Source organism: Burkholderia sp. AU15512 (assembly GCF_002223325.1).
In the GTDB taxonomy this organism is placed as follows: domain Bacteria; phylum Pseudomonadota; class Gammaproteobacteria; order Burkholderiales; family Burkholderiaceae; genus Burkholderia.
The window spans coordinates 237,345-264,168 of record NZ_NKEX01000005.1; the positions used below are offsets into that span (position 1 = coordinate 237,345).

Annotated in this window: 27 protein-coding genes; 18 read left to right on the forward strand and 9 right to left on the reverse strand. The window is 67.7% G+C overall.

Annotated elements, in window-relative coordinates; genetic code table 11:
- Nucleotides 1–63 precede the first annotated feature (63 nt).
- Nucleotides 64–1,371, forward strand: coding sequence for an MFS transporter (locus CFB43_RS18600; RefSeq protein WP_089496062.1), 1,308 nt, complete (start codon nt 64–66; stop codon nt 1,369–1,371).
- 7 nt (nt 1,372–1,378) lie between these two features.
- On the forward strand, nt 1,379–2,503 hold the full coding sequence (locus tag CFB43_RS18605) for an amidohydrolase family protein (protein ID WP_089496173.1): 1,125 nt from the start codon (nt 1,379–1,381) through the stop codon (nt 2,501–2,503).
- 31 nt (nt 2,504–2,534) lie between these two features.
- On the opposite strand, the gene CFB43_RS18610 is transcribed toward CFB43_RS18605, so the two are convergent.
- From CFB43_RS18610 to CFB43_RS18620, 3 genes are all read right to left on the reverse strand, one after another.
- A complete protein-coding gene (locus CFB43_RS18610; RefSeq protein ID WP_059684055.1) occupies nt 2,535–3,011 on the reverse strand; it encodes an SRPBCC family protein in 477 nt (158 codons plus the stop codon).
- A 124-nt stretch (nt 3,012–3,135) separates the two neighbouring features.
- Nucleotides 3,136–3,621 carry an SRPBCC family protein gene (locus CFB43_RS18615; RefSeq protein ID WP_089496063.1) on the reverse strand — a complete coding sequence of 162 codons (486 nt, stop codon included), beginning with the start codon at nt 3,619–3,621 and terminating at the stop codon, nt 3,136–3,138.
- The gene (locus CFB43_RS18620; RefSeq protein ID WP_089428903.1) at nt 3,593–3,958 is read right to left on the reverse strand and encodes an ArsR/SmtB family transcription factor; all 366 of its coding nucleotides are present in this window, start codon (nt 3,956–3,958) and stop codon (nt 3,593–3,595) included. The genes CFB43_RS18615 and CFB43_RS18620 overlap by 29 nt, the downstream gene beginning before the upstream one ends.
- 204 nt (nt 3,959–4,162) lie before the next feature.
- On the opposite strand from CFB43_RS18620, the gene CFB43_RS18625 reads away from it, so the two are divergent.
- The 3 genes from CFB43_RS18625 to CFB43_RS18635 all read left to right on the forward strand — a co-directional run bounded on the left by CFB43_RS18625 (nt 4,163) and on the right by CFB43_RS18635 (nt 6,178).
- The gene (locus CFB43_RS18625; protein WP_089496064.1) at nt 4,163–4,693 is read left to right on the forward strand and encodes a GNAT family N-acetyltransferase; all 531 of its coding nucleotides are present in this window, start codon (nt 4,163–4,165) and stop codon (nt 4,691–4,693) included.
- 11 nt (nt 4,694–4,704) lie between these two features.
- Nucleotides 4,705–5,490 carry a YhfC family intramembrane metalloprotease gene (locus CFB43_RS18630; RefSeq protein WP_089496065.1) on the forward strand — a complete coding sequence of 262 codons (786 nt, stop codon included), beginning with the start codon at nt 4,705–4,707 and terminating at the stop codon, nt 5,488–5,490.
- Between the two features lie 109 nt (nt 5,491–5,599).
- On the forward strand, nt 5,600–6,178 hold the full coding sequence (locus tag CFB43_RS18635) for a hypothetical protein (RefSeq protein WP_089428906.1): 579 nt from the start codon (nt 5,600–5,602) through the stop codon (nt 6,176–6,178).
- A gap of 76 nt (nt 6,179–6,254) precedes the next feature.
- Here the strand turns inward: CFB43_RS18635 and CFB43_RS18640 are convergent, their stop codons facing one another.
- Nucleotides 6,255–6,839 (reverse strand): TetR/AcrR family transcriptional regulator, encoded by a 585-nt coding sequence (locus tag CFB43_RS18640; protein WP_089496066.1) that lies wholly within the window; start codon nt 6,837–6,839, stop codon nt 6,255–6,257.
- 341 nt (nt 6,840–7,180) lie between these two features.
- On the opposite strand from CFB43_RS18640, the gene CFB43_RS18645 reads away from it, so the two are divergent.
- Nucleotides 7,181–7,885: an SDR family oxidoreductase gene (locus CFB43_RS18645; protein ID WP_089428908.1), complete on the forward strand. Its 705-nt coding sequence runs from the start codon at nt 7,181–7,183 to the stop codon at nt 7,883–7,885.
- A 64-nt stretch (nt 7,886–7,949) separates the two neighbouring features.
- Here the strand turns inward: CFB43_RS18645 and fabV are convergent, their stop codons facing one another.
- Nucleotides 7,950–9,152, reverse strand: a complete 1,203-nt coding sequence (fabV, locus tag CFB43_RS18650) for an enoyl-ACP reductase FabV (protein WP_089428909.1) — start codon at nt 9,150–9,152, stop codon at nt 7,950–7,952.
- A 164-nt stretch (nt 9,153–9,316) separates the two neighbouring features.
- Between fabV and CFB43_RS18655 the strand changes: the two genes are divergently transcribed.
- The 6 genes from CFB43_RS18655 (at nt 9,317) to CFB43_RS18680 (ending at nt 14,877) form a co-directional block, all read left to right on the forward strand.
- Nucleotides 9,317–9,850 (forward strand): GbsR/MarR family transcriptional regulator, encoded by a 534-nt coding sequence (locus CFB43_RS18655; protein ID WP_011353812.1) that lies wholly within the window; start codon nt 9,317–9,319, stop codon nt 9,848–9,850.
- Nucleotides 9,851–9,938: 88 nt separating this feature from the next.
- Entirely contained in the window at nt 9,939–11,246 is a 1,308-nt protein-coding gene (locus CFB43_RS18660; RefSeq protein ID WP_089496067.1) for an SDR family oxidoreductase, read from the forward strand.
- Nucleotides 11,243–11,713, forward strand: coding sequence for a DUF2269 family protein (locus tag CFB43_RS18665; protein WP_089496068.1), 471 nt, complete (start codon nt 11,243–11,245; stop codon nt 11,711–11,713). Before CFB43_RS18660 ends, CFB43_RS18665 begins: the two co-directional genes overlap by 4 nt.
- A gap of 99 nt (nt 11,714–11,812) precedes the next feature.
- Nucleotides 11,813–12,685: a thiol-disulfide oxidoreductase DCC family protein gene (locus CFB43_RS18670; RefSeq protein WP_089496069.1), complete on the forward strand. Its 873-nt coding sequence runs from the start codon at nt 11,813–11,815 to the stop codon at nt 12,683–12,685.
- Entirely contained in the window at nt 12,682–14,181 is a 1,500-nt protein-coding gene (locus CFB43_RS18675; protein ID WP_089496070.1) for a TIGR01777 family oxidoreductase, read from the forward strand. The genes CFB43_RS18670 and CFB43_RS18675 overlap by 4 nt, the downstream gene beginning before the upstream one ends.
- A 72-nt stretch (nt 14,182–14,253) precedes the next feature.
- Nucleotides 14,254–14,877: a glutathione S-transferase family protein gene (locus CFB43_RS18680; RefSeq protein WP_089428914.1), complete on the forward strand. Its 624-nt coding sequence runs from the start codon at nt 14,254–14,256 to the stop codon at nt 14,875–14,877.
- A gap of 97 nt (nt 14,878–14,974) precedes the next feature.
- Here CFB43_RS18680 and CFB43_RS18685 read toward each other — a convergent pair whose 3' ends face one another.
- Together CFB43_RS18685 and CFB43_RS18690 are read right to left on the reverse strand one after the other, a co-directional pair.
- Entirely contained in the window at nt 14,975–16,375 is a 1,401-nt protein-coding gene (locus CFB43_RS18685; protein ID WP_089496071.1) for a serine hydrolase domain-containing protein, read from the reverse strand.
- Nucleotides 16,376–16,567: 192 nt separating this feature from the next.
- On the reverse strand, nt 16,568–17,743 hold the full coding sequence (locus CFB43_RS18690) for a hypothetical protein (protein ID WP_179254852.1): 1,176 nt from the start codon (nt 17,741–17,743) through the stop codon (nt 16,568–16,570).
- Between the two features lie 295 nt (nt 17,744–18,038).
- Between CFB43_RS18690 and CFB43_RS18695 the strand changes: the two genes are divergently transcribed.
- The 5 genes from CFB43_RS18695 (at nt 18,039) to CFB43_RS18710 (ending at nt 22,233) form a co-directional block, all read left to right on the forward strand.
- A complete protein-coding gene (locus CFB43_RS18695) occupies nt 18,039–18,458 on the forward strand; it encodes an HIT family protein (RefSeq protein WP_089496072.1) in 420 nt (139 codons plus the stop codon).
- Between the two features lie 255 nt (nt 18,459–18,713).
- Nucleotides 18,714–18,878 carry a hypothetical protein gene (locus tag CFB43_RS38430; RefSeq protein ID WP_011353821.1) on the forward strand — a complete coding sequence of 55 codons (165 nt, stop codon included), beginning with the start codon at nt 18,714–18,716 and terminating at the stop codon, nt 18,876–18,878.
- 162 nt (nt 18,879–19,040) lie between these two features.
- Entirely contained in the window at nt 19,041–19,700 is a 660-nt protein-coding gene (locus CFB43_RS18700) for a methyltransferase family protein (protein ID WP_089496073.1), read from the forward strand.
- A gap of 378 nt (nt 19,701–20,078) precedes the next feature.
- On the forward strand, nt 20,079–20,525 hold the full coding sequence (locus CFB43_RS18705; RefSeq protein WP_039349867.1) for a hypothetical protein: 447 nt from the start codon (nt 20,079–20,081) through the stop codon (nt 20,523–20,525).
- Nucleotides 20,526–21,396: 871 nt separating this feature from the next.
- Entirely contained in the window at nt 21,397–22,233 is an 837-nt protein-coding gene (locus tag CFB43_RS18710) for a bifunctional allantoicase/(S)-ureidoglycine aminohydrolase (RefSeq protein WP_039349877.1), read from the forward strand.
- A gap of 204 nt (nt 22,234–22,437) precedes the next feature.
- Here the strand turns inward: CFB43_RS18710 and CFB43_RS18715 are convergent, their stop codons facing one another.
- Nucleotides 22,438–23,505, reverse strand: a complete 1,068-nt coding sequence (locus CFB43_RS18715; protein WP_179254860.1) for a zinc ribbon domain-containing protein — start codon at nt 23,503–23,505, stop codon at nt 22,438–22,440.
- A gap of 157 nt (nt 23,506–23,662) precedes the next feature.
- Nucleotides 23,663–24,457 (reverse strand): aminoglycoside phosphotransferase family protein, encoded by a 795-nt coding sequence (locus tag CFB43_RS18720; RefSeq protein ID WP_089496075.1) that lies wholly within the window; start codon nt 24,455–24,457, stop codon nt 23,663–23,665.
- Nucleotides 24,458–24,693: 236 nt separating this feature from the next.
- Between CFB43_RS18720 and CFB43_RS18725 the strand changes: the two genes are divergently transcribed.
- Complete coding sequence (locus CFB43_RS18725; RefSeq protein ID WP_089496076.1) at nt 24,694–26,823, forward strand: penicillin-binding protein 1A; 2,130 nt, start codon at nt 24,694–24,696, stop codon at nt 26,821–26,823.
- Nucleotide 26,824: the final 1 nt, after the last annotated feature.

Sequence of the window (26,824 nt, forward strand, 5' to 3'; positions counted from 1 at the left end):
CGAACAAAGGCGTCCCGGCCGTGCCCACGCACGGGCGCTGCCGCCCCCTCCACGGAGACAACCATGACATCCGCTTCCCCGGCACTGGCCGACGATCGCGAGACCGACGCGTCGCTCGAGCAACGGGCCGTGCGCAAGGCCGCGTGGCGCTTCATTCCGCTGCTCGCGCTCGCGTACTTCTTCAACTATCTGGACCGCACGAGCGTCGGCTTCGCGGCGCTGACGATGAACCGCGACCTCGGGCTGACCGCGACGCAGTTCGGCTGGGGCGCGGGGATCATGTTCGCCGGCTACTGCTTGTTCGAGGTGCCGAGCAATCTCGCGCTGTACCGTTTCGGCGCGCGGCGCTGGCTTGCCCGCATCATGATCACGTGGGGGCTGATGGCGGCTGCGACCGCGCTCGCGACCGGGCCGACGAGTTTCTACGCGATCCGGCTGCTGCTCGGTATCGGCGAAGCCGGATTCTTTCCGGGCGTGATCTTCTTCCTTGCCGTGTGGTTTCCGGCGAGCTACCGCACGCGCGTGCTGGCGTGGTTCACCGTGTCGACGCCGCTGTCGTCGCTGATCGGCGGTCCGTTGTCGACGTGGCTGCTGCAGCTCGACGGCGTGCTCGGGCTGGCCGGCTGGAAGTGGATGTTCATCGTCGAAGGGCTGCCGGCGTGCGCGCTCGGTTTTCTCGTGCTGAAGCTGCTGTCCGATTCGCCGGCGCATGCCGCGTGGCTGTCCGACGACGAGCGGGCGGCGCTGCAGCGTGCGTTCGAGCGCGACGGCGCGGCCGCCGGCCGCAAGAAGCGCTTCGGCGTCGCGCTGCGCGACGTGCGCGTGTACCTGCTCGCGCTGATCTCGTTCGGCTTCACGATGGGTTCCTACGGGATCGGCATCTGGCTGCCGCAGATGCTGAAGGCGCACGGCATGTCGACGATGCAGACGGGCTGGCTGTCCGCGGTGCCGTACTTCTTCGCGACCATCGCGCTGCTGTGGTGGGCGAAGCGCGTGGACCGGCGCGGCGGCCCGGTCGCGAACCTGGCGATCGGGCTGTTCATCGGCGCGGTGGCGCTCGGCGTGTCGACGCACTTCCTGACGCTCGGGCCGGCACTCGTCGGCATCACGCTTGCGCTGATCGGCACGATCGCCGGCCGCACGATCTTCTACACGCTGCCGTCGCGCTTCCTGTCCGGCCAGGCCGCGGCCGGCGGGCTCGCGCTGATCAACTCGATCGGCGCGCTCGGCGGCTTCGCGGGCCCTTATCTCGTCGGCTACCTGAAGGACAGCTTCGGCACCTTTACCGCCGGCATGCTCGGCCTCGCGATCGTGCTGGCGATCACGACGCTGCTCACGCTGTCGTTGTATGCGTTCGACCGGAGCGAATGACATGGATATGACGATGTCGATCAAGCGACGCCGGCTGCTCGGCGCGGCCGCCGCCTCGCTCGCGCTGCCCGCGTTCACCAAGGCGCGCGCGGCCACCCAGGAAGGAGTTTCCCGCATGACGACGCAAAGCAACTATCTCGCGGTCCGCCCCGACTGGCTCGCGTCGGCGCTCGAACCCGCGCTCGAGCCCGACCTGCCGATCGTCGACGCGCATCATCACTTCTATGAGCGGCCGGGCTGGATCTACATGCTCGACGACTATCTGCAGGATGCGCGCTCGGGCCACAACATCCAGGCGTCCGTCTACATGCAGGCGCAGACGCGCTATCGCGACTCGGGCCCGGCCGAACTGAAACCGGTGGGCGAGACGGCCTACGTCGCGGGCGTGACCGAACCGCTGCAGCACGGCCCGGTGGCGGTCGCGAAAGGCATCGTCGGCCACGCGGACCTGCGTCTCGGCGAACGCGTGCGCGAGGTGCTCGAAGCGCATCTCGAAGCCGGTCGCGGGCGCTTCCGCGGCGTTCGTCACCTGACGACCTGGGACGCCGATCCGACGCTCGCCAATCCGCTGTCGGCGGTGCCGCGCGGGCTGCTGCTCGATCCCGCGTACCGGGCGGGCGTCGCGCAGCTCGCGCCGCTCGGGCTGTCGTATGACGCGTGGCTGTTCTTTCCGCAACTGCCCGAACTGTTCGAACTGGCGAAGGCGAACCCCGACACGCGCGTCATCGTCAATCACTGCGGCGGTGTCGTGCGGATCGCCAGTTATGCCGACAAGCGGCCGGAGGTGTTCGCGCGCTGGTCGGCGTCGATGCGCACGCTCGCGCAACTGCCGAACGTGTACGTGAAGGTCGGCGGGCTCGGGATGCGCATCAACGGTTTCGATTTCGAGAAGGGCGAACGGCCGCCGTCTTCCGCGCAGCTCGCCGACACGTGGAAGCCGTGGATGATGACCTGCATCGACGCGTTCGGCCCCGGGCGCTGCATGTTCGAGAGCAATTTCCCGGTCGACAAGGGCTCGTATTCGTTCGTGAACGGCTGGAATGCGTTCAAGCGGCTGACCGCGCAGGCGAGCCCGGACGAGCGCGACGCGCTGTTCCGCGGCACGGTCACGCACGCTTACCGGCTCGGCTGACGCGCGCCGTCGGCCCCGGCGCGGCGCTGGCTCATCCAGCTTCCACCAGCGCCGCGAGCCGCGCCAGCGCCATCTGCCAGCCGGTCTCGTTGTCGGCGGCCGGCACGCCCGGCGGCACCCCGTCGTGCACCGCGTCCACGCGCGTGCCGCCGGCTTCGTCGGACAGCGTGATCGTGATCGTCATGGCGCCGCGCAGCATCGGATCGTCGGTCTCGAACACGTCGATCTCGACGATCTGCTCGTCCGGCACGAGCGTGACGAAGCGGCCGTGATAGGTATCGGTGCGCGCGGTGGTCTTGCCGGCGCCGGCCGACGGCGCGTCGTAGCTCAGCGATACCCGCAGCGCACCGCCTTCGCGTGCGTCGTACGCATGCACGCGGCACGTCATGCCGTCGGGCACCTTCCATTGCTCGACCGCGTGCGGATCGAGCAACGCGCGGTAGACGCGCCCGCGCGGGGCGTTCAGGTGCCGGCTGACCCGGGTCGAATGCGTGTGCGTGTGCAACATGTGGCCTCCCGCGGCGTGCGCACGACGGTGCACGCCGGCGGCCGGCGTGTCGTCATGCTTCCTTCAGGAATCCTAGGCGCGCGAACGGCGGCATGCAATGACCGCACACGCGGTCGCGCTCGGCTCAGCGCAATGCGGCCGCGAATTCGTCGAGCTGCGTGATGCAGGTGTTCCAGCCCTCGAAGAAGCCGAGCGCTTCGTGGCGCTCGCGCGTGGCGGCGTCCGGATGCATCACGCGCGCTTCGTAACGGCTGCCCATATCGTCGTCGGCCATCGTGATGATCGCGGTGAAGCCCATCCACGGCGCCTGCGGCCGCCAGCCGCCCGTGAGCATCGACGTGAACGCGATGCGCGATTCCGGCACGATCTCGAGGAAGCAGCCGGGATTGTCGCTGGTGCCCCCATCGGGGCCGCGCATGTAGGTGTGGAAGGCGCCGCCCGGCCGCAGGTCGAACGCGCGCACTTCGGTGGTCCACGGTTTCGGGCACCACCATTGCTTCAGCAGTTCGGGGTCGGTCCATGCACGCCACAGCGCGTGGCGCGGCGCACGCAGCGTGCGCGTGATGACGAGATCGTGGGCTTCAACGGGGTCGACGGGGCTGGCTGACATCTTGCTCCTCCTGGTGACGGCGTTCGACGAATTCGACGAGACGATCGGATCGGGCTTCCCACAGCGCACGCTGCTCGGCAAGCCATGCCTCGGCTTCGGTCAGCCGGCTGCCGACCAGCGTGCAGGTGCGCGAGCGGCCGGCCTTGCGGGTCTGGACGAGACCGCTGCGCTCGAGCACGGCGACGTGCTTCATGAACGACGGCAGCGCCATGTCGAACGGTTCGGCCAGCGCGGAGACGGTCCGTTCGCCGTGGCCGAGCATGCTGACGATCGCGCAGCGCGTCGGATCGGCGAGGGCGTGGAAAACGTCGCTGATGCCCGGTTGAAAGTTAGCCATGTGGCTAAGTATAGGGGAGGCGAACGGCGATGCAACGGAATTTATCGTCGCGTAGGATGATGGGGCGGTAACACGCGCCGACCCGTTGCGGCGTTGCCGAGCGCCTGCCGGCGTTGCGCGAGCCGCGACGGCCGGCCGGTGTTCCTTCCCATCTGGGCGCACGCCGAACCCGCGTGTGCGGCCCAACTGACTACCGGAGTTGGCATGACCGAATCCGTTACCGTCCGCCGCGTCGGCGCGGGCGAAGCGAAGCGCTGTGTCGAAGCACTGGCCGACGTGCTGATCGATTGCGTCGAGGGCGGCGCGTCCGTCAGCTTCATGTTGCCGATCGAGCGGGCGACGGCCGTCGCGTTCTGGACGAATGTCGCCGACGGCGTCGCGAACGGCGAGCGCATCCTGCTCGTTGCCGAGGACGCGGCCGGCCGGATCGTCGGCACCGTGCAGGTCGTGACCGCGCAGCCGGAGAACCAGCCGCATCGCGCCGATATCTCGAAGATGCTCGTGGCGCGGCACGCGCGCCGGCAGGGCATCGCCGCGCGGCTGATGGCGGCGGCCGATGCAGCCGCACGCGACGCGGGCAAGACCGTGCTCGTGCTCGACACCGTGACGGGCGGCGACGCCGAGCGGCTGTACGAGCGGGCCGGCTGGCAGCGTGTCGGTGTCGTGCCGAACTATGCGCTGATGCCCGACGGCACGCTCTGTGCGACGACGTATTTCCACAAGCAGCTCGGGTAACGGCATTCGTCATGCATCCCGTCGCCCCGGCGCTCCTGTTCCTCACACTCGCGGCGGGTGTCGTGGCGCTGACCGCGCCGGTGTTGCTCGCGGTCGCATGGCGGCGCCGCACGCAGGTGCCGTTGCGGGTGTTTTTCTACGGGATGCTGACCTTTTTCGTGTTCCAGCCGGTGCTGCGCCTGTCGTGGCAGGTGCCGTTGTTCCGCTGGCTCGCGCACGATCCCCGCTGGCACCTGACGATGCTCGTGTTCGCGGCGCTGACGGCTGGCATCTTCGAGGAGTGCGGGCGCTGGGTCGCTTTCCGGTATCTGCTGCCGAAGCGACATGATGCGCCGACGGCCGTGATGCTCGGGCTCGGGCACGGCGGGCTGGAAGCGATGCTGCTGGTCGGCGTCGGATTCATCGCGCTCGCTGCCGCCTACCTGCTCGCGCGAGCAGGCGTCGTGGTGCCTGAAGGCGCGCAGTCGCTGATCGGGTCGCAGTTCTCCGGCATGACACTTGCGTCGCCGTTACTCGCGCTGTTCGAGCGTGTGAGCGCCATGGCCGCGCACGTGGGGCTGTCGCTGATCGTGCTGCAGGCATTCGTCCGCGGCACGAAGCGCTGGCTCGCGTATGCGATCGCGTTTCATTTCCTGTTCGACCTCGCCGCCGTGCTGCTGACGCGGTACTGGCATGTCGATACCGTGCTGGTCGAGGTGCTCCTGTTCGTGTGCGGTGTCGCGCTTCTGTGGCTGGGTGTTCGCTGGAGCCGCCGGATGACGGGTGCCGGCGAGGCCAGCACGGGGCCTGTTGCCTGATTGGCAAGGCGCCGTTCGAGAATCGAGCAGGGCCGCGGACATCGCCGGTCCGATATATTCACGCAGGAAGACTTCAGCAGAACGAGAACGCCCCGGAACCACCGCCCCGATGAAACGCTCCCATGTCGCTTTCGCCCTCACGGGCCTGCTCGTCGCGCTGCCGATTGCCGCGTATGCGCTCGTCAAGCCGTTGCGCGTCGTCGCGCCCGCGCTGGTCCCCGGTGTGTCGTGCCCGAGCGCCGATATCTGCACGGACGATGCCGCGAAGCTCGGCGACGCGCGGCAGCTCTATCGCGACGGCTATGCGCGCGCGGCGGCGGCCGTCGGTGCATTCCAGGCGGCGCCGCGCGTCGTGTTCTGCTCGACGCGAGCGTGCGCCGATGCGTTCGGCTTGGGCCAACGCGCGGCGCTGACGCTCGGGAATTTCGGCGTGGTGATCGCACCGCGCGGCTGGCAGACCTACTTTCTCGCGCACGAGCTGATCCATCACCGGCAGGCCGAAGTGCTCGGCAACCTGGCCGTCGCGACCCGGCCGCGCTGGCTGATCGAAGGGATGGCGTATTCGCTCAGCGACGATCCGCGCCACCCGCTGGCGGAGCCGTTCGAAGCATGGCGCACGCATTTTGCCGCCTGGAATGCGGCGCGCGGTGCGCAGCCGCTGTGGGATGCCGCCCGGGCGGTCGAATAGCGCGGCGAGACGTTGAACCATCACCGCGCACGCCGACACGCGGCACCGGCCGACGCACCATGACGTCTTGGCGCGGCTACACCCGCGCGCCCGGAGCGTCGCGCCCAACGGTGAGCGTCTCCCGCGCGGCGGCGAGGATCTCGTCGGCCAGCGCCGGATCGGTGCCGGCGATCGCGCGCGATAGCACGAGCGCGCCGACCATCTGGCTGAAGACCGCGACCGCATCGCGACGCGTCTGCGCCGACGTCGCGCCTTCCGTGGCCACCATCCGTTCCAGCCGATCGAGGTAGGTGGCGAGGCCGTGCGCATAGCATGCACGCGCCGCGTCGGTCAGGCGCGGCGCATCGCCCGCGAAACCGGACAGCGGGCATCCGGCCTCGACGTTGTCGCGATGCGCGGCCGACAGATACAACGCCACCTGCGCGTCGAGACTGCCGGCGTTCGGCGAATCCGCGCGGTCCTGCATCGCCTTTTCCATCACCTCGGCCACCAGCGCGTCTTTCGACTTGAAGTGGTTGTAGAAGCCGCCCTGCGTGAAGCCGGCTTCCTTCATCAGCTCCGTGAGCCCGACCGCGTCGACGCCGCGCGCGCGGAACAGCCGCTCGGCGGCCGCGACGATCGCGCTCCGGTTCTCGGCAGCCTGCTGTCTTGACACGCCCATAGATCCCTCCCTGATTTTGTCGATCGCGTCGATTGGAAAACACAATGGCGATCACCATTGACATGCCCGAGGGGCGAGAACACAATGCACCGCAAAGACGATGGTGATCGACATTGACATCGAGTGTAGCCGACTTGGCGGCGGGCGCAAAGCCGCGGCCGGCACACCGGATGGCAATCGGTCGGGGTCTTGGGCGCCGCCGGGTCACGGGCAGCGGGCGGCTCGCCGTCTGCCGGCGGCGGCGCCACGGTTCGGTAAGCAAGGGCAGGCTGGTTTTCCACCGGATCTCAGGCGCGCGGCGAGCCGGCGCGCATGCGATTCATCATGCGAAAGGAACGAACATGAAGATCGAAGGTGCAGTGGTGTTCATCACGGGCGCGAACCGCGGGCTCGGGCTCGAGTTCGCGAAGCAGGCACTGGCGAGAGGGGCGCGCAAGGTCTATGCGGCGGCGCGCGATCCGGCCACCGTGACGCTGCCGGGCGTCGTGCCGGTGAAGCTCGACGTGACCGATCCGGCAGCCGTCGCCGCGGCGGCCGATGCCGCCCGCGACGTCACGCTGCTGATCAACAACGCGGGCATTGCGCGGCTCGGCAGCCTGACCGACGACGGCGCGCCCGACGCGTTGCGCGATCACTTCGAAACCAACGTGTTCGGGATGCTGGCGATGTCGCGCGCGTTCGCGGGCAGCCTCGCCGGGAATGGCGGCGGCGCGATCCTGAACATCCTGTCGGTCGCGAGCTGGGTGAACCGGCCGATCCTGGCGGGCTACGGCGTGTCGAAATCGGCTGCGTGGGCACTGACCAACGGGCTGCGCCATTCGCTGCGCGAGCAGCACACGCAGGTCGTCGGGCTGCATGCCGGCTTCATCGACACCGACCTGACGGCCGGCCTCGACGTGCCGAAGGCGACGCCGGCCGACGTCGTGCGCCAGGCGTACGAAGCGATCGAGGCGGGAGAGGAGGAAGTGTCGACCGACGAGTTCACGCGGCAGGTGAAGGCCACGCTGTCGTCGGGCGTTTATCTGGAAGAACCGGCGCCGCGTTGAAGCCGCCGGTATCCCGAGCCCGCTGCCCCGGCTGCGCGTGCAGCGGGGGCGGCGGGCCGTACCGTCAGACGGTGGTGTCGATGATGCCCGGGATCTTCACGTCGGGGTTCACGTCCGCGTCGTAGTCGACGCCGGCGATCTCGAAGCCGAACAGCCGCAGGAACTCGGTCTTGTAGCCGGTGAAGTCGGTCAGCTCGTACAGGTTCTCGTTCGTCACGTGGTTCCACTGCGCGACGACCTTCGCCTGCACCTGCGGATCGAGCTCCTTGTAGTCCGCGCGCAGGCGGCCTTCTTCGTCGACGTGCGGCGTCGTGCCATACAGGCTGTCCTTGAACAGGCCGTACACCTGCTCGATGCAGCCTTCGTGCGTGCCGGCTTCCTTCATCGTCTTGAACAGCAGCGACAGGTACAGCGGCATCATCGGGATCGCCGAGCTGGCCTGCGTGACGACCGCCTTCAGCACCGACACGCGCGCGTCGCCGCCGTGCGCGGCGAGCTTGTCGCGGATCGACAGCACTTTCTTGTCGAGATCCTTCTTCGCTTCGCCGATCGAGCCGTTCCAGTAGATGTCGTGCGTGATCTGCTCGCCGAGATACGTGAACGCGGTGGTCTTCGCGCCGTCGGCCAGCACGCCGGCTTCATCGAGCGCGTCGATCCACATCTGCCAGTCCTCGCCGCCCATCACGGCGACGGTGCCGTCGATCTCTTCCTGCGTCGCCGGCTCCAGCGTGACGTCGCGGATCACTTCCTTGTCGGTGTCGAGGCCGCGGAACGTGACCGTCTTGCCGATCGGCTTGAGCGTCGAGCTGATGGTTTCGCCCGTCTTCGGATGCGTGCGGCGCGGTGCCGCGAGGCTGTAGACGACGAGATCGACCTTGCCGAGATCCTGCTTGATGGTGTCGATCGTGACTTGCTTGACCTTGTCGGAGAATGCGTCGCCGTTGATGCTGCGCGCATAGCGCCCCTTTTCGGCGGCGAATTTCTCGAACGCGGCGGTGTTGTACCAACCGGCCGTGCCCGGCTTCGTCTCGCTGCCGGCACGCTCGAAGAACACGCCAAGCGTGTCCGCGTCGGCGCCGAAGGCGGCCGAGATCCGGGCGGCGAGGCCGTAGCCGGTCGACGCGCCGATCACGAGCACCTTTTTCGGGCCGTTAGCGATCGGGCCGTGCGAAGTCACGTAGTCGATCTGTTCCTTGACGTTGGCTTCGCAGCCGACCGGATGAGTCGTCACGCAGATGAAGCCACGCACGCGCGGTTTGATGATCATGGAAACCTCTACTCTAGTCAGAAAGGCTGGGACGGCCTGAATTCGGAAAATCCCGCGCATTGTAAAGGAAGCGGCCGATCGCGGGCGGACGCTTCCGGAACCGGGCGGCTCGTCCGGTTATTTCTCTCTTGACAGAAATAACTGAAATGCCTAAATTTCACGTCATGGAACTCACACCGATTGCCGAACGATTCATTCTCCACTGGGGCGAAATGGGCTCGCGGTGGGGCGTCAACCGCACCGTCTCGCAGATCCACGCGCTGCTCTATCTGGCCGGCCGGCCGATCGCGGCTGACGAGATCGCCGAGACGCTCAACGTGGCGCGCTCCAACGTCAGCACGAGCCTGAAGGAGCTTCAGGCGTGGCGGCTGGCGAAAGTCGTGCACGTGCTGGGCGACCGCCGCGACCACTTCGAGACGTCGACCGACATCTGGGAACTGTTCAAGCTGATCGTCGAAGGGCGGCGGCAGCGCGAGATCGAGCCGACGCTCACGGTGCTGCGCGACTGCCTGACGAATCCCGAGATCGCGAACGAGAGCCGTGAGACCGAGCAACGCATCCGCGACACGCTGCAGTTCGTCGAGACGCTCACGACCTGGTCGGACGAGATGCTGCGGCTCAAGCCCGATACGCTGATGAAGGCGCTCGGCATCGGCGCGAAGATCAGCCAGACGGTCAGGCGCAAGCCGTCGAAGTAAGCAGGACACGCGGTGCGGGCAGCCAGCCCGCTTTTTTTGGGGTCGTTATTTCTGTCTGTACAGAAATAACTGTAAATAGAGGATAAAAATGGACACCGTCTTGCCGTCGACCTGCCCGCCTGGCCGCACCGGGGCGCGCAGCATGACCGTGCTCGTGTGCGGGGCGAACGGCTTCATCGGGCGGGCACTGTGCGCGCGGCTCGAAGCCGGCGGCCATCGCGTGCTGCGCGGCGTGCGTCAGGCGGCCGGCCCGTCCGACGTCGCGATCGACTTCGCGAAGGACGTCGACCCCGACGCGTGGCTCGCGCGGCTGGAAGGCGTCGACGTAGTGATCAATGCGGTCGGCCTCCTTGCCGATCAGCGCGGCGCGACGCTCGACGCCGTGCATCGCGCCGCGCCGTGCGCGCTCTTCACCGCGTGCTGCCGCGCAGGCGTGCGGCGCGTGATCCAGATTTCGGCCCTCGGCGTCGAGCGTGGCGATACGCGCTACTTCGCGAGCAAGGTCGCGGCCGACCGCTTCCTGCAGACGCTGCCGATCGACTTCCGGATCGTGCGTCCCGCGCTCGTCTACGGCACGGACGGCGCGTCGGCGCGGTTTTTCCGGATGCTCGCGAGCCTGCCGGTGCAGGTGCTGCCGGCGGGCGGCCATCAGCGGCTGCGCCCCGTGCACGTCGACGATCTCGCCGAAGTCGTCGCGCGGTGCGTCGATGCGCCGGCGGCCGGCCACCCGGTGATCGACGTGGTCGGCACCGACGAAGTCGAATACCGCGAGATGCTGGCCCGCTACCGCGCCGCGCTGGGGTTTGCGCCGGCCGTTCGCATCGGATTGCCGGGCCCGCTGGCCGGTGTGGCGGCCGTGCTCCTCGGCACGCTGCCGGGCGCGATGTTCACGCGCGATACGTGGACGATGCTGCGTGGCGGGAACACCGGCGATCCGGCTGCCGCCACGGCGATGCTCGGCCGGCCGCCGCGCGGAATCGACGGCTTCATCGGCGCGGACGCCGCGGCGCTGCGTCGCGACGCGCTCGCGATGTGGCGTCGTCCGCTGCTGCTGGGCGCGCTGGCGATCGTGTGGATCTGGACGGCCATCGCCAGCGCGTTCATCCATCCGCGGCACGCAAGCCTCGCGCTGCTCGCACCCGCGCACCTGACGGGGCTGCCCGCGCTGATCGCGCTCTATACGGCCAGCGCGCTGGACTTCGCGTTCGGCGTCGCAACCGTCGTCGCGCCGTCGCGCCGCCTGTGGGCCGCGCAAGCCGCGCTGATCGTCGCGTATTCGGCCGTCATCGCGGTCACGATGCCGGGCCTGCTCGCCGAACCGTTCGGCCCCGTGCTCAAGAACGTACCGATTCTCGCGATCCTGTTGATCCTTTTTGCAGAAGAAGAACGAGCATGAATACCTATCTCGTCATCAAGGCGCTTCACATCCTGTCCTCGGTGCTGCTGGTTGGCACGGGGTTCGGCACCGCGTTCTACCTGTTCTTCGCGAACCGCACGCGCTCGGTGCCCGCCATTGCGGCCGTGTCGCGGCTCGTGGTGCGCGCGGACTGGTGGTTCACGACCCCGGCCGTGATCTTCCAGCCGGCATCGGGCCTGTGGCTCGCGCATACGGCCGGCTGGCCGTGGGATACGCCGTGGCTCATGGCGTCGATCGTGCTGTACGCGATCGCCGGCGTGTGCTGGCTGCCGGTCGTGTGGCTGCAGGTCGAACTGGCCGCGATGGCGAAGCTCGCTCATGCGAGCGGCGAGGCCGCGCTGCCGGAACGCTACTGGCTTTACGCGAAGCGCTGGGAACTGCTCGGCTATCCGGCGTTCTTCGCAATGCTGACCGTCTACTTCCTGATGGTGCTCAAGCCGATGTAAGTGTGCCGGTGCCGCTGAACAGAAGCAGCGGTTCGGCACAGCGGAAAGCAGTCGATCGATTCATGAGGCATGCGACAGAAAAAAGAAGGAATGCGAATCATGGACTCAAGTGAACTGGTGCTGTACTTCGACGGACGATGTCCGTTATGCGTGGCGGAGATCAAGCGTCTCGGGGCCCGCGACGCGCGACGCCGGCTGGCTTTCGTCGATATCGCCGAGCCGGGTTTCGATCCCGCGCCGCTGGGCGTCGACCTGCCCGCGCTGAACCGCGAATTGCACGCGCGTTTGCCCGACGGACGCATGCTGACCGGCGTGGACAGCATCCTGGCCGCCCAGGCGCTGACCGGCCGTCGCTGGGTCGTCCGGTTGCTGCGCGTGCCGGCCGTGCGCGGTGCGTTGGCGCTGCTATATCGCCGCTTTGCGCGCAACTGGCATGCGGTATCGCGCTGGCTCGGCTATCGCGCCGAAGCGCCGTGCGACGGAGCGGCGTGCGGTAGCGGTCGCGACCGTGCTGCCGCACCCACGGCGGATCGTCCGGTGGGTGACGCGGCGCGCCGGATCGTCGTGACCTGGATGTACTGCGCGGCGCTTGCACACCTGCTCGTCGGCGTTGCCGTTCCTTGGGTTGCAAGCGCGCCGTGGCTCGACGCGTATCACCGCGCCATCGAGCTGCATTTCTGGACGGGAACGGCACCTGACGCGGCGCATGCGCAACAGATCTGGTGGATGTCGCTGATGGGCGCGACGGTGCAATGTGCGTCGGTCTGGATGCTGGCGCTCGTGCACCTCGGCAACAGGTTGCAGAAACGGGAAGTGTGGGGATGGCTGCTGGCCGGCCTGCTGATCTGGGCGCCGCAGGACATGCTGTTTTCATTGCAGGCCCAGGTATCGGGCCACGTGGCGATCGACGCGGCGGCACTCGTCGCGATGGTGCCGCCGCTTGTCTGGCTTTGGAGGAGGGACGCGGTATGAACACCTTGCCTGCTTACGACTGGGCGCTCAACCTGCTGATCGTGCAGGGCGCGATGGGCGCATTCGATACGCTTTACCACCACGAACTCACGCAGGATCTGCCGCATAGCCCGCGCGCGCGGCTCGAGCTGGGAATTCACGCGGTGCGCTCCGTGCTTTACGGTCTCGTGTTCGCATCGATCGCGAACGTCGCCTTTCACGGCGCGTGGGTCGCGGCCCTCGCGGTGGTGGTCGTCGTCGAGGTGGTGCTGACGTTGTGGGATTTCGTCGTCGAGGACCAGAGCCGCAAGCTGCCGGCGACCGAGCGCGTGCTGCACACGCTGCTGGCCGTCAACGGCGGCGCGCTGTTCGGAATGATCGCGATGCAGCTGGCCACGTGGGCGCACGAGCCGACCGCGCTGCAGGCGCTCGACCTCGGCTGGCACGGCTGGTTGCTCAGCCTGTTTGCCGTGGGCGTGACGATTTCGGGAATCCGCGACGGAATCGCGGCCTGCCGGATCGCGCGACGCGAGCCGGTCGTCAATCCGTTCGCGGGGCAGCCGCCGGGGAATGTGCTCGTCACTGGCGGGACCGGCTTCATCGGCGAAACCCTCGTGAACCATCTGCTCGATGCTGGGCATGCGGTCACGTTGCTGGCGCGCGATCCGCTGCGCGCGGCCTACGCGTTTCACGGCCGCGTGCGCAGCGTCACGTCCGTCGAGCAGTTGCAGCCGCACGAGCGTTTCGACACGGTCATCAATCTCGCGGGCGCGCCGGTGCTCGGTGCACGCTGGAGCAAGCGCCGGCAGGCGGTGCTGCTCGCGAGCCGCGTCGGCGTGACGGAATCGCTGATGCGCTGGGTCGAGACCGCCGAGGTCAAGCCGCGCACGTGGATCCAGGCATCGGCGATCGGTTACTACGGCGTGCGTCCTTCGGACGAGCGGCTCGACGAAGGCAGCAGCGCCGGCAGCGGCTTCATGTCGGCGCTGTGCCGGCAGTGGGAGCAGTCGGCACAACCGCTCGAGCGTCATGGCGTTCGTTCGGTCGTTTTGCGGCTGGGCGTCGTGTTCGGCCCCGGCGGCGCGCTGCGCCCGATGCTGTTGCCGCACTACTTCGGGATGGGCGGGCGCTTCGGTGACGGCGCGCAGGTGATGAGCTGGATCCACCGGGACGACGTGCTGCGGATCATCGCGCGTGCGATGGCGAATTCGGGCATGCACGGCGTCTACAACGCGGTCGCACCCGCGCCGCTGACCCAGCGCGAGTTCGTGCAGGTCGTGTCGAAGGTGCTGCATCGCCCGGCCTGGCTGCACGTGCCGGCCGCGCCGCTGCGCGTCGCGATCGGCGAGATGGCCGAGCTGCTGCTGGACGGCCAGCGCGTGATGCCGGCGCGGCTGCATCAGGACGGATTCATGTTCCGGTTCCCGACGGCCGAGCACGCGCTGCGTGACCTGACGCATCGTCCGCATGCGGATTTTCCGCGGACGGGCTGTCGTTTGCCACAAGGTCGTGTATAAATTCGGCGTGAACGCGTTCGGCGCGTGTCGTGCGTCCCGAATGCTCCGCATCCGACCTCACAAGGAGACTGCATGCTGCACATCCTCGGCAAGATCCCGTCCATCAACGTTCGCAAGGTGCTGTGGCTGTGCACCGAGCTGAACCTGCCGTTCGAACAGGAAGACTGGGGCGCGGGCTTCCGCACGACCCACGATCCGGCCTATCTCGCGCTGAATCCGAACGGTCTCGTGCCCGTCATCAAGGACGACGATTTCGTGCTCTGGGAATCGAACACGATCATCCGCTACCTCGCGAACCGCTACGGCGGCGATGCGCTGTATCCGGCCGAGCCGCAGGCGCGCGCGCGGGTCGATCAATGGATCGACTGGCAGGGCGCGGACCTGAACCGCTCGTGGGTCGGCGCGTTCCTAGGCCTCGTGCGCAAATCGCCCGATCACCAGGATCCGGCCGGCATCGCGCAGTCGATCGCGGGCTGGACGAAGCACATGCAGGTGCTGAACGCGCAGCTCGAAGCGACCGGCGCGTACGTGGCCGGCAACGGCTTCACGCTCGCGGACATTCCGATCGGCCTGTCGGTGAACCGCTGGTTCGGCACGCCGTTCGAGCATCCGGATTTCCCGGCGGTGTCGCGCTATATCGAACGTCTCGCGACGCGCGAAGGCTTCCAGAAATACGCGGGCAGCGCGAACCCGTGATGCTTCGCAGGTAGTGTGCGGTGTGGCGATGTGGCGGCGTGGCAAGCGCCACCGCGTTCGCGTCACGACCGATATGCACGGGCCCTCGGGCCCGCTTTCATGCGCCGGGCGCCGGCACCGCGTCGAGCACGCGCGCGAGAAACGCCTCGTGATTCCACGCGGATTCCGGCCGCGACAGCCCGAGCCGCACGACCACCAGCTGCCGGCTCGGCACCACGCTCACGAACTGGCCTTCATGGCCGACCGCATGAAACGCGTCGGCCGGCATCGCGACCGCATGCGGATCGCGATCGTTGAACGGCTCCGGCACCTTGACCCACAGCTGCGCGCCATACTCCTGTCGCGCCGACTGCGGCGTCGTGCGCGTCAGGTAGCGCACCCAGCCTTCCGGCAGCAGCCGCTGCCCGTCCCACACGCCATCCTGCAGCAGCAGTTGCCCGAAGCGCGCCCAGTCGCGTGCGCTCGCATACATGTACGACGGGCTGACGAGCGTGCCGGACGCATCGGGCTCGAACACCGCGCTGCGCATCCCGAGCGGCGCGAACAGCGCGCGGTGCGGTAACGCGAGGTAGTCGCCGTCGCTGCCGCCCAGTGCCTCGCGCATCACGCGCGCGAGGATCGCGCTCGTGCCGCTCGAGTAGGACCACTGCGCGCCGGGTGCCGCGGCGAGCGGCTTCGCCGACGCGAACCGCGCGGTATCGGGCTGCGCGTACAGCATCAATGCGACGTCGGACAGCGGGTCGTCGTAGTCCTCGTTGAATTGCAGGCCGCTCGTCATGCGCAGCAGCTCGTCGAGCGTGATGGCGGCGCGCGGATCGCCGCCGCCGCGCCATTCGGGCAGCAGCGCCGACGCATCGGGCGACAGCTTGTGCTGCGCGACGAGCGTGCCGACCAGTGCGGCCGTGACGGTCTTCGTCATCGACCAGCCGGGTAGCGGCGTGTCGGCCGTGAAGCCGGGCGCATAGCGTTCGGCGATCACCTGGCCGCGCCACATCACGACGACCGCGCGCGTGCGCCGCGGCCGCGCCGGATCGGGCTCGTCGAACGCGCGGTCGAGCGCGGTCTGCAGCTTCTGCGCGTCGATGCCGGCCGGCAGCGTGACCGGTGCCGGCTGGGTGGACGGCGGGTCGGGGAGAGGCGGCAGCGCGGCCGGCAACGCGCCGGGCGACGGCCCGAGCGCGAGCGTGCAGCCGAGCCCGGGCCGGAAGTCGGCTTCGCGTTCGGCGAAGCCGGCGAAGGTCGCCGTCGCGCGATGATGATCGGGGTCGATCGACGGGTGTACCAGTTTCAGCAGCGGATGCACGCCGGCCATGATGTCGACGTCGATCACGGACGCGGCCGGGCGGCCCGACACGTACACGCCGGAACACAGTGCCTTCGCCGCATAGCCGGTCGCGATCGGCGCGAGCCGGGACAACATATGGCCCGTGTAGCCGACCGCGGCGACGACGGCGAGCGCGACGCCGCGCAGGATCAGCTTCTTGAAGGGGATCGTCATGCGCGAGCGTCCTCGATTGTCGGCAGGCGGAACCTGAACCGGCAGTGTCGCAGGTTCGGGCCGGCGGTGGCAATCGCGGGTGGGTGCGACGCCGGGCGGCGCCGACCGCGCGCAAGGTGCCCGGCGTGTGTGACTCGCATGTGTCGATCGTCTGGAGCGAACGGGCCGCATGCGGCCCGTCCAGGCGGCGCGTTACTGCGCGTTGTTGTGGTCGGAGCGCAGGGTCCAGACCGTCGCGGTATTCGTGTTGTCGTCGACGGCTGCGAATTCCAGCTGGCCTTTGCTGCCGTGCCCGAACGCGAGGCCGAACGCGGCCCCCGGCACGGTGTCGACCTGCATTTGCGCGACGAAGCGCCCGTCCACCGTGAATTCGACGATCTCGCTCGGCTGCTGCGGGTCGGCGTTGACCGCATCGCCGTTCGCGGTCACGAGATGGCCGTTCGGCGCGAGCGCCAGCGCGAGCGGGCCGTGCAGGTGTGCCACGTCGAAGTAGATCATCCGTCCGACGCCGCCGTTGCGATTCGTCGACGCCGCGTTCTGGATCGCGAACACGGCGTTGTCGCCGGTGGACGCGACATACAGCACGTCGATGTTCGGGTCGTAAGCGAGGCCAGTCGGGCCGACGACGAGTGCACTGGGATCGGTTCGATTCACGTAGCCCGACGCGATGACGCGCGAGCCCGGCAGCATCGTGACGCCGTTGTCGCCGATCGCGAGTTCGATGCGCGAGACCGTCCCGTTCAGCACGTTCGACACGAACGCGGTCACGCGCTGGCCGCGATCGATCACGGTCATGTCCCACGGCCCGTCGAGCAGCGCCGCACTGCTGAGTTGCGTGACGAGATTGCCTTGCGGACCGATGACGAGCAGCGACCCTGGCGGCACGACGGTCTTGCCGTCCGGCGCCGGGACGTTGCCGACCAGCACGAAGCCGCTGCGCAGCACCGCGAGCGCGGTCGTCAGGCCGAGATTGCTGCCCTGGAAGAAGGCCGCCGGCGTCTTGCCGGGCGACAGCTTCACGATCGTCGTGCCGGTGCCTTGCGTGTTCGACGCCGCGTTGAAGTTGGACACGGCGACGTCGCCGGGTTTCAGCGTGCTCCAGCTCGGCACGCCGCGCGGCACGAACGCGATGCCGTACGGATTGACATCGCCGTTGGCGGGCACGGTCGACGCGGTAAACGATGGAATCGGCAAGATGATGTCGCTGCCGCCGGCCCAGGCGAACGCCGACGACAACGCGACCAGCCCGGCGCCGCATGCCGCGCGGCATAGCGAGTGCGCAAGCGTGCGCCGGACGCGCGCGACGACCGGCGGATCAACCGCAAGGACGGGCGTGGCGGGGGAACGACAGGAGGGGAGAGGGTCCATGGCATGACTCCGGTTGATGATCGCGAGCAGTCATCCCGGCTGCCGGCCTGCGCAGCCGACGGGTGTCCGGCGCAGGTTCGCGATCGTGCTGTTGCCGCGTGAACCCACGCTCGAAACAAACGGATGGCGACGGCCGGATATTCCATTCCGTTACCGATGCTGCAGGCGAGCCGGCGGCCATTGTTCGCCGCAAGGGCGATGCGGCCTGACAAGTTGAAATCCGACCGGCCGTCGGCCGATAATCGTCCGGCATCGCTTTCTCCCTCTCCCAGTCCAACCGTTATCGGAAAACGCCATGTCCTACGACAACAACAACCCGTTCGCCAAGATCCTGCGCGGCGAACTGCCGTGCGTGAAAGTCGCGGAAGACGACGCGACCCTCGCGATCATGGATCTGATGCCGCAGGCCGACGGCCACGTGCTCGTGATCCCGACGGAGCCGGCCGCGCAGATCTTCGAGTTGTCCGGCGACGCCGCCGCGGCCGGCATTCGCATGACGCAGCGCGTCGCGGCGGCGGTGCGCGCGGCGCTCGAACCGGACGGTGTATTCATCGGCCAGTTCAACGGCGCGGCCGCCGGCCAGACGGTGCCGCATGTGCACTTCCACGTGATTCCGCGCTGGGAAGGCGCCGAGTTGCGGATGCATGCGCGCGAGATCGCCGACGCGGCGACGCTCGAAGCGCTCGCGCAGCGCATTCGCGCGCGTTTCGTGTAACGCGTCGATTGCACGCGGCGACGGCACGGCATCGCGTACCGGCCCGCCGCCGTGCCAACGCCTGTTTCAGCGGTCATGCGAGGTAACACGTGTAACCGCCGACGAAACTCGGCCAGGCCCACCCGGCGCTAGACTCCGCGCATTGCTTCACCGAGCGACAGGAAGGGCGGATCGCCTCTTCGTGCCGGCCGCCGCCCTTCACGGCGGCACGGCTTTCGCGAGGTGCCATTCGTCTTTCGCGCCGGGAATCGAGCCATGACCAGACTTCTCATCACGCTTGCCCTGATCGGCGGCCTGTCCGGCTGCTACGTCGCGCCGCCGTACGGCTACGCGCCCGCGCCGGCCTACTACGGCTATGCGCCGGCGTATTACGCGCCGCCCGTCAGCGTCGGGATCGGCGGCAACTTCCGCATCCGCTGATCCGGCATCGGGCGCAAGTGCTGGCCGCATCGGTCAGCGCCGACGCGTGGCGCCGGGGACTCGCGCGGATTCTCGTATCGCATGACGGCGGTGCGCTGCGCGGCGTGCGCGCGCTTCCTATACTTCACAGGAAAGCGCATTCCGCGTTTCTGTGAGGCAGCCATGGCAGTCACCCGCAAGATCGCAGTCGCGTCGGCCCTCTCCACGCTCGTCTATCTCGGGCTCGCGGTGCTCGGCAGCGGCGGGTTCGCGGCCTTTTTCTCGCATCCACAGCTGACCGTCGTCGTCGTCGCGACGCTCGCGATGGCCGTCGCCGCGCTGTTCACCGAAGGCAACCTCAGCAGCGGCGAGCGCGAGAACCGCGACAACCGCTGGGTGCTCGCGGCGTTCGGGGTGAGCGGGTTCCTGCTCGCATACCTGCCCGCGCTGACCGACCGGCTCGACTTCTGGACTTTCGGCGGCGAGGCGGTGCGCTGGATCGGCGTCGTGTTGTACATCGTGGGCGGTGTGCTGCGCATCTGGCCCGTATTCGTGCTCGGCAAGCGCTTCAGCGGGCTCGTCGCGATCCAGCCGGGCCATACGCTCGTGACCGACGGCATCTACCGCCGCATCCGCAATCCGAGCTATCTCGGCCTGGTCGTCAATTCGGTCGGGTGGGCGCTGGCATTCCGCTCGGGAGTCGGCTTGCTGCTGGTCGTGCTGACGATGGTGCCGCTCGTCGCGCGTATTCGCTCCGAAGAGGCGCTGCTGCGCGAGCAATTCGGCGCCGAATACGACGCGTATTGCGCGCGGACCTGGCGTCTGCTGCCGGGCGTGTACTGACCCTCTTCATTTCTTCCGCGCCGCCGTTTCAGGCGCCGCCCACGATTCGTTCCCGATGTGTTGCCACGTGTGTCGCAAACGTGCGACGCCGCCTATCGCCGGCCTGTCGTTCCGCACGGCCGAGCCCTCGGCGAAGCCAATGCTGGCGCGGGTTTGCGGGCATTCGGGTGCAGCCGTTCGAACGCGCTTATTCGTAAACAACTTGTTACCAGAATGTCCACGGCAAGGATGGGGGACCGGTGCTATTCTTCGCCGCAAGCTCAATGAAATGAATTGGTCCGCGGTTCGGCACAATGCCTGACACGACGTCGATCGATTCAGATCGTCGTACCGAGCGGACCTTCAATAACCAGATTGCGAACAAGGAAGAATACGGGAATGTGGAAGAAAATCGCCCCCGCTCTCGTCGTCGCCGCTTTGACCGGCGCGACTGCACTGCCGGCCATGGCAGGTGACATGAACAACGCGCTTGGCGGCGCGCTCGGCGGGGTAGCCGGCGCAGCGGTCGGCGGTGCGCTCGGCGGCAGCACGGGCTCGGTGATCGGCGGCGCCATCGGCGGCGGCGCGGGTGGCGCGGTGACGTCGAACCGTCACGAGCGCACCGGCGCGATCATCGGCGGCGCCCTCGGCGGCGGCGCAGGTACCGCGGCAGGCAACGCGATGGGCGGCCGCACGGGCGGCCTGCTGGGTGCGGCGGTCGGCGGCGGCGCCGGCGCGGCGCTCGGCGGCAACATGTCGCGCAGCTCGTACGAGCGCGATTACGGTGGTCGCGGCGATCGTGGCTACCGCCACCGCAAGCATCACCATCACCGCGACTGGGACTGATCGTCGCTGGCGCGGCTCGGTGCGTGAACCGCGCACCGGCGCGCCGACGGCGTCGGCACCCGACGCGAGATTCGGCCCGGCAGCCTGCCGGGCCGTCATCGCCGGCCAGACCGGCGAATACCTTCCGGCTCCCTCAGCCGCGGCCAGATGCCCGATCGACGGGCCGGCAAGTTTCCTCCTCGCTGTATTTCCCCGCTTTCCGACTCCATCGACTCTCGTGACTGAATGCGTCCGAGTAGCGCCGATACCATTCGCGTTCCATTCGATTCCCGTTGGCCCCCGTTCTGCGGCCTGACGGCGGCTCATGACTGGCGCGGTGCGGCTTGCTGCCGTGCGCACGTCGTCGCGCTCCAGTCTGCGTAACCGGATGTGTCGCGAACCGCGTGTGTCGCGACAGCGGCTGCGGCTTTTCATCTGTCCGGTAGCGTCCGGGCGAACATGCACGTAGCCCCGTCCGTCAGGATTTCCCTGATAGCCAGAGCGTCGTTTCGCGCGTCCTCACCGCGTATCGCGGCTGCCGGCTAGTAGTGGGAAATCGAATGCAATCCATCGCAACATTTAATTGGTCGATTGCGAACGACTTCGCTATCGTCGGCGATGCTCGCGTACGGCATCGCACCGTGCCGCTGGCCGCGCCTCGCCGCATGATCGCGAGCGCCACGGCCCGGTCGCCGGCCCCACAAGCATGGGCCGCCGCGTCCGAAGAACCGGACGAACCCGTCGCGAAGCCTGGCCGACCGAACGAAGGCGCATGCGCCTTCAAGCCACCCCGGCAACGATGTCCCGCCGCCGCATGCGTGCCCCACGCGCGTACGTGCCGCCCGATGCCGTTGGCACCCGGGGCCGGACCAACCCATTGCCTGGATGCACTATGTCTAAGACAACGTATTACGCGCCGCACGGCGGCCACCCGCCGCAGACCGATCTGCTGACCGATCGCGCGATGTTCACCGAGGCGTACGCGGTGATCCCGAAGGGTGTGATGCGCGACATCGTCACGAGCTGGCTGCCGTTCTGGACGAACACGCGCCTGTGGGTGATCGCCCGCCCGCTGTCGGGTTTCGCGGAAACCTTCTCGCAGTACATCGTCGAAGTGAACCCGGGCGGCGGCAGCGACAAGCCCGAGCAGGACAAGAACGCCGAAGCGGTGCTGTTCGTCGTCGAAGGCGAGGCCGAGCTGACGCTGCAAGGCACGAAGCACGTGCTGAAGCCGGGCGGCTACGCGTTCATTCCGCCGGGCGCGGACTGGACGCTGCACAACGTCAGCGATGCCGCGGTGCGTTTCCACTGGGTGCGCAAGCACTATCAGGCCGTCGACGGCATTCCGCTGCCGGAAGCCTTCGTGACCAACGAGCAGGACGTCGAGCCGATCCCGATGCCGGGCACCAACGGCGCATGGGTGACGACGCGCTTCGTCGACATGAGCGACATGCGCCACGACATGCACGTGAACATCGTGACGTTCGAGCCGGGCGGCGTGATTCCGTTCGCTGAAACGCACGTGATGGAGCACGGGTTGTATGTGCTGGAAGGGAAGGCGGTTTATCGACTGAACCAGGATTGGGTCGAGGTTGAAGCCGGTGACTTCATGTGGTTGCGCGCGTTCTGCCCGCAGGCGTGCTATTCGGGTGGGCCTGGGCGCTTCCGTTATCTGCTGTACAAAGATGTGAACCGTCACATGAACCTGTTGCTGAATCCGGCGCGGTAAGCGTCGTTCAGGCAGTTGGATGTGAAAGCCCGCCGGCGGATGCCGGCGGGCTTTTTTTCGGCTTCTTCGTGGGTTTCCGGGGGAGCCGTTTGACGCCCCGTTTCCGACGGTCGAGTGGCCGCGGTTCCAACGGCAGATGTCAGCTGCGGATTCAACCTGGCATCGACGGAATCCAGCCGGTGCGTGTTGCGAACACACCGACCGTCAGTCGGATGCCGCCGGCGACTCATTACCCTGCGTCGCGCCACATTGATGGCAATGGGGGAAGAAGAAGAAATTCCGGCCACCGCATCCGCATACGTTGAAGAGCCGCAATCCGCAATGCACGCAGAACGTAGAGTCGTCGCCGCCGAGATTCCATTGTTTGTCGCATGACGGGCAGCGTTTTTTTTCGAGTGAGCGAACGGCCTTTTCGTATCCGATCGTGCGCGCACGTTCTCCCTGATCCTGCTGCAATTCGAGCCGCTTACGTTCGGCATAGCGCTGAAAGGCCTTCATCATGTAAAGGCCGGCGAACACCGTGAGCGCAATGCCGACCAGGACCCGGACATAGCCGCCGAAATTCGGCAAGTACGGGACCAGTTCGATGAAAAATGCGCTCAGTGAAAACAGGCCGAAGCCATATACGAAAGGCCAGTAGCGCATCTTGCGATAGCGCACGAACAGCCAGATCGCCATCAGCAGAATCGGCAGCGTGAGCGCAAGCCGCAGTCCGAACACCTGCAACTCGTAATGCCGGTCCGCCTTTTCGAAGCGCTGTTGGGCTGCCGCGTCCGCGTCGGCGATTTGCGTGTCGACTTGAGCCTGCTGCGACGCCAGGGCCCGTTGCTGGTCGCCGACCGCATCGATCTGATGCTGCCAGTTGACGACCACGGCCTGGAGCGTATCCAGCTTGCGAGTTCTCGCCAGAATGTCCGGGTCCCTCGCACTGTCTCCCGTCACTGAGCGGGTTGCCAGCCAGTTGCGGAAACTTTCTTTCTCGGCCGCGTACTCCTTCGCGGCGCGTCCGCGAGCCACCTCCATTGCGTCGGCCTTCTCGGCAAGCGCGTCGTGCCGTGCCTGCAGATCGCGTCGGGCTGCATCCAGCCGCGCCTTCAATGGCGCATCCGCGAATTGCTCGACGACGGGCGGCCCGCCCCTCGGAGCGAAGGCCATGTCGCGAATCACGAGACTGCCGAGCATGTTCAGAAAGACAGCGAAGATGATCGCAATTACCCACGAGGCGAGCCGCAGGAGACGTGCCGGACTGGTCAGGCCATCGCTGGAAGTCATCATTGTTTTGCCTTTGTTGGAATGGTTATATAAGCGGGCTTGATTGTCGACGATTCCCGCACCCTTGTCGAACGTCCCCTCCTGGCCGGGAGCCGTCGGTCTTCCCGCGTTCCCCGGGAATTCATGATGAACCCGTTTTCACGGGCGATGCGTGTGGCTACAGGTCGAGCGCAGCCGCCGCGAGCGTCGCGACCTGCAGCCGTGTATCGGGCGACAGGCCGTCTTCGATCAGCCACACGGCCGACAAACCCGACCACGCGAGAATCCACTGCAGCAACCGGCGCCTATCGAGCCGTGCAGCATCGGCCACGACCATGACACGCTGTTCGAACCGCACCGGATCGACCGCAACGTCGTGTGAAGGATTGCAGAACAGGTTCGCGTAGTCGAATGCGCGATCGCCGCGCAGCCCTTTCGGATCGATCGCACGCCAGCCGCGATCGCCGAAATGGAGAATGTTGCCGTGATGGATGTCGCCGTGCAGGACGACTTCGTCGACGGGCGGCCCGTCCAGCAGCTGGCGCGCGACCGTTCCCGAGCAACGAAGCACGACACTGGCTGAAGCGTCGGACAGCAGCGCCTGAAACCAGTCATGCAGCGGCACGACCGAAGGCGGCTCCGAAGCACGATACGCATGCAGCCGCGCGACGACATCGCACGCGATGCGCATCGCATCGTCGTCATGCCCCGATGCCGAAAAGCCGGCCAGCGTCGGTTCCGGCTGCGCCCGTTCGAGCAGAATCGCATCGCCGTCGTGGAGCCACACCTGCGCGGCGCCTTGCCCGTTCCACCAGGTCATCAGCGCATTGCCGCGACGTTCTTCGTCGCAGGTAGCGACTTTCAACATCGCCGGCCGCGATTGCCAGACGACGGGCAACAGGCCGCCGCTAGCGGTCACGATCGGGCCGCCGTCAGGAACGAGGCCCCACAGGCCAAGGTATCGATCGAACATCACACGATGCTACCGCCGAACCGGCTCGCGCGCAGCACGGTTCGTCCAACGATGCGTCACGCGGTCGCAGATACGACGTGAACGGCCCGGCGCACTTTCCTAAATAAAATTTAGCCAGCCAAACTTTGGCTAAAGAATGTTCCGGTTTCGTGCCATCCCTTCGACAATGCGCGCCTTTCGTGACCGTCGGTGCCTCTCGCGCACCGGCCGTCGCAGCATCGAAGAAGGAGCCCGACATGACCGACCACACCGCATCCCCGCCGCCGCCATCGGCGCCACCGCCACGCCGTCGCCGTGTGTGGCGCACGCTCGCGGGCGCGCTGCTCGGCCTGACGGTCGCCTGCGCGGGCATCGGCGCATGGACGATCCAGCGGATCTGGACACAATTGCCGTCCGTCGAGCACCTCGCCGTGTACCGTCCCGCCCTGCCGCTGCGGATCTTCTCGCGCGACGGCGACCTGCTGGCCGAATACGGCGTCGAGCGGCGCGAGTTCGTGCCGCTCGAACGCATCCCGCCGCTGATGCGGCAGGCGCTGCTCGCGGCCGAGGACGCGAAGTTCTACCAGCACGGCGCGGTCGATTTCAACGGCCTCGCGCGCGCGACGTTCGCGAACGTCTTGACGGGGCAGCCGGGGCAGGGCGGCAGCACGATCACGATGCAGGTTGCGCGCAACTTCTACCTGACGCGCGACAAGGTGCTGAGCCGCAAGCTCGCCGAGATCCTGATGGCGACCAAGCTCGAACGCGAATACAGCAAGGACAAGCTGCTCGAGCTGTACATGAACGAGATCTATCTCGGCGAGCGGGCCTACGGTTTTGCGGCGGCCGCGAACGTGTATTTCGGCAAGCCGCTCGACGCGCTGAGCGCGGGCGAGGCAGCCGTGCTCGCGGGGCTGCCAAAGGCGCCGTCCGCGTTCAACCCGGTCGTCAATCCGGCACGCGCGACCGCGCGGCGCAACTACGTGCTCGGCCGCATGCATGCGCTCGGCCAGCTCGACGACGCGACGTATCACGCGGCCGTCGACGCGCCGATCGTGCTGGCAACCACGCCGCCGCCGGGGATCATGGCAGCGCCGTACGTCGCCGAGCGCGCGCGCCGGATGATGGTCGAGCGTTTCCATGACGACGCCTATACGCTCGGCCTCGACGTGACGACGACGATCTCGATGCGCGACCAGCGCGCGGCCGAATCGTCGCTCGCCCGCACGCTGAGCCGCCAGCCGCGCGCGCAGCGCGATGCGCGCAACGGGCTCGAGGGCGCACTGGTGTCGCTCGACGCGGCCACGGGTGACATGCTCGCGCTCGTCGGCGGCGCGGATTTCAACCGCAACGTGTTCGACCATGCGCTGCAGGCGTATCGTCAGCCGGGGTCGAGCTTCAAGCCGTTCGTCTATTCGGCGGCGCTGGAAAAGGGCTACTTCCCGGGCGTGCTCGTCGACGATACGCAGCGCACGCTCACGCATGAGGAAACCGGCGCGCGGCCATGGCGCCCGCGCAATTTCGCCAACAACTACGAAGGCTTCATTCCGGTGCGGCGCGGGCTCATGCGCTCGAAGAACCTGGTGGCGGTCAGCCTGATGCAGGCCACCGACGCGCGCTACGTGCAGCAGCACGCGGTGCACTTCGGCTTCGACGCGCAGCGCAATCCGGCGTCGCTGCCGCTCGCGCTCGGCGCGGGCGCCGTGACGCCGCTCGAACTCGCGAGCGCGTACAGCGTGTTCGCGAACGGCGGCACGCGGATGGAGCCGCGCCTGATCCTGTCGGTGAAGCAGCGTCACGGCGGTGCGATGTACGAGGCGACGGCGCCGTCGGGTGAGCGCGTCGTGTCGGCGCGCAATGCGTTCGTGATGGACAGCATGCTGCGCGACGTCGTGAAATCCGGCACCGCGCGCGGCGCGCTCGCGCTGCGCCGCGACGACGCGGCCGGCAAGACGGGCACGTCGAACGGGTCGAAGGACGTGTGGTTTGCCGGGTATTCGTCGGGCGTCGTCGCCGTCGCATGGCTCGGCTACGACACGCCGCGCCCGATGGGGCGTGCGACCGGCGCGTCGCTGGCGCTGCCGGTCTGGCTCGACTACATGAAGACGGCCGTCGACGGGCGTACGCCGGTCGAGGCGACGCCGCCGCAGGACGTCGCGCTCGTCGACGGCGACTTCGTCTACGCCGAATACACGCGCGGCACGTGCACGGCCGACGTGCCGTCCTACATCCGCAGCCGCTTCGCATGCGGCGGGGCGGCAGCGGCGGCGGTGGCTGGTGCGTCCGACGTGCGGGGCGACAACGGCAAGCCCATCGAATCGACACCTGCCGCGGTCGATGCGGCCGAGCGCGAGCGCGTGCTCGATCTGTTCCGCACGGATGACTGAC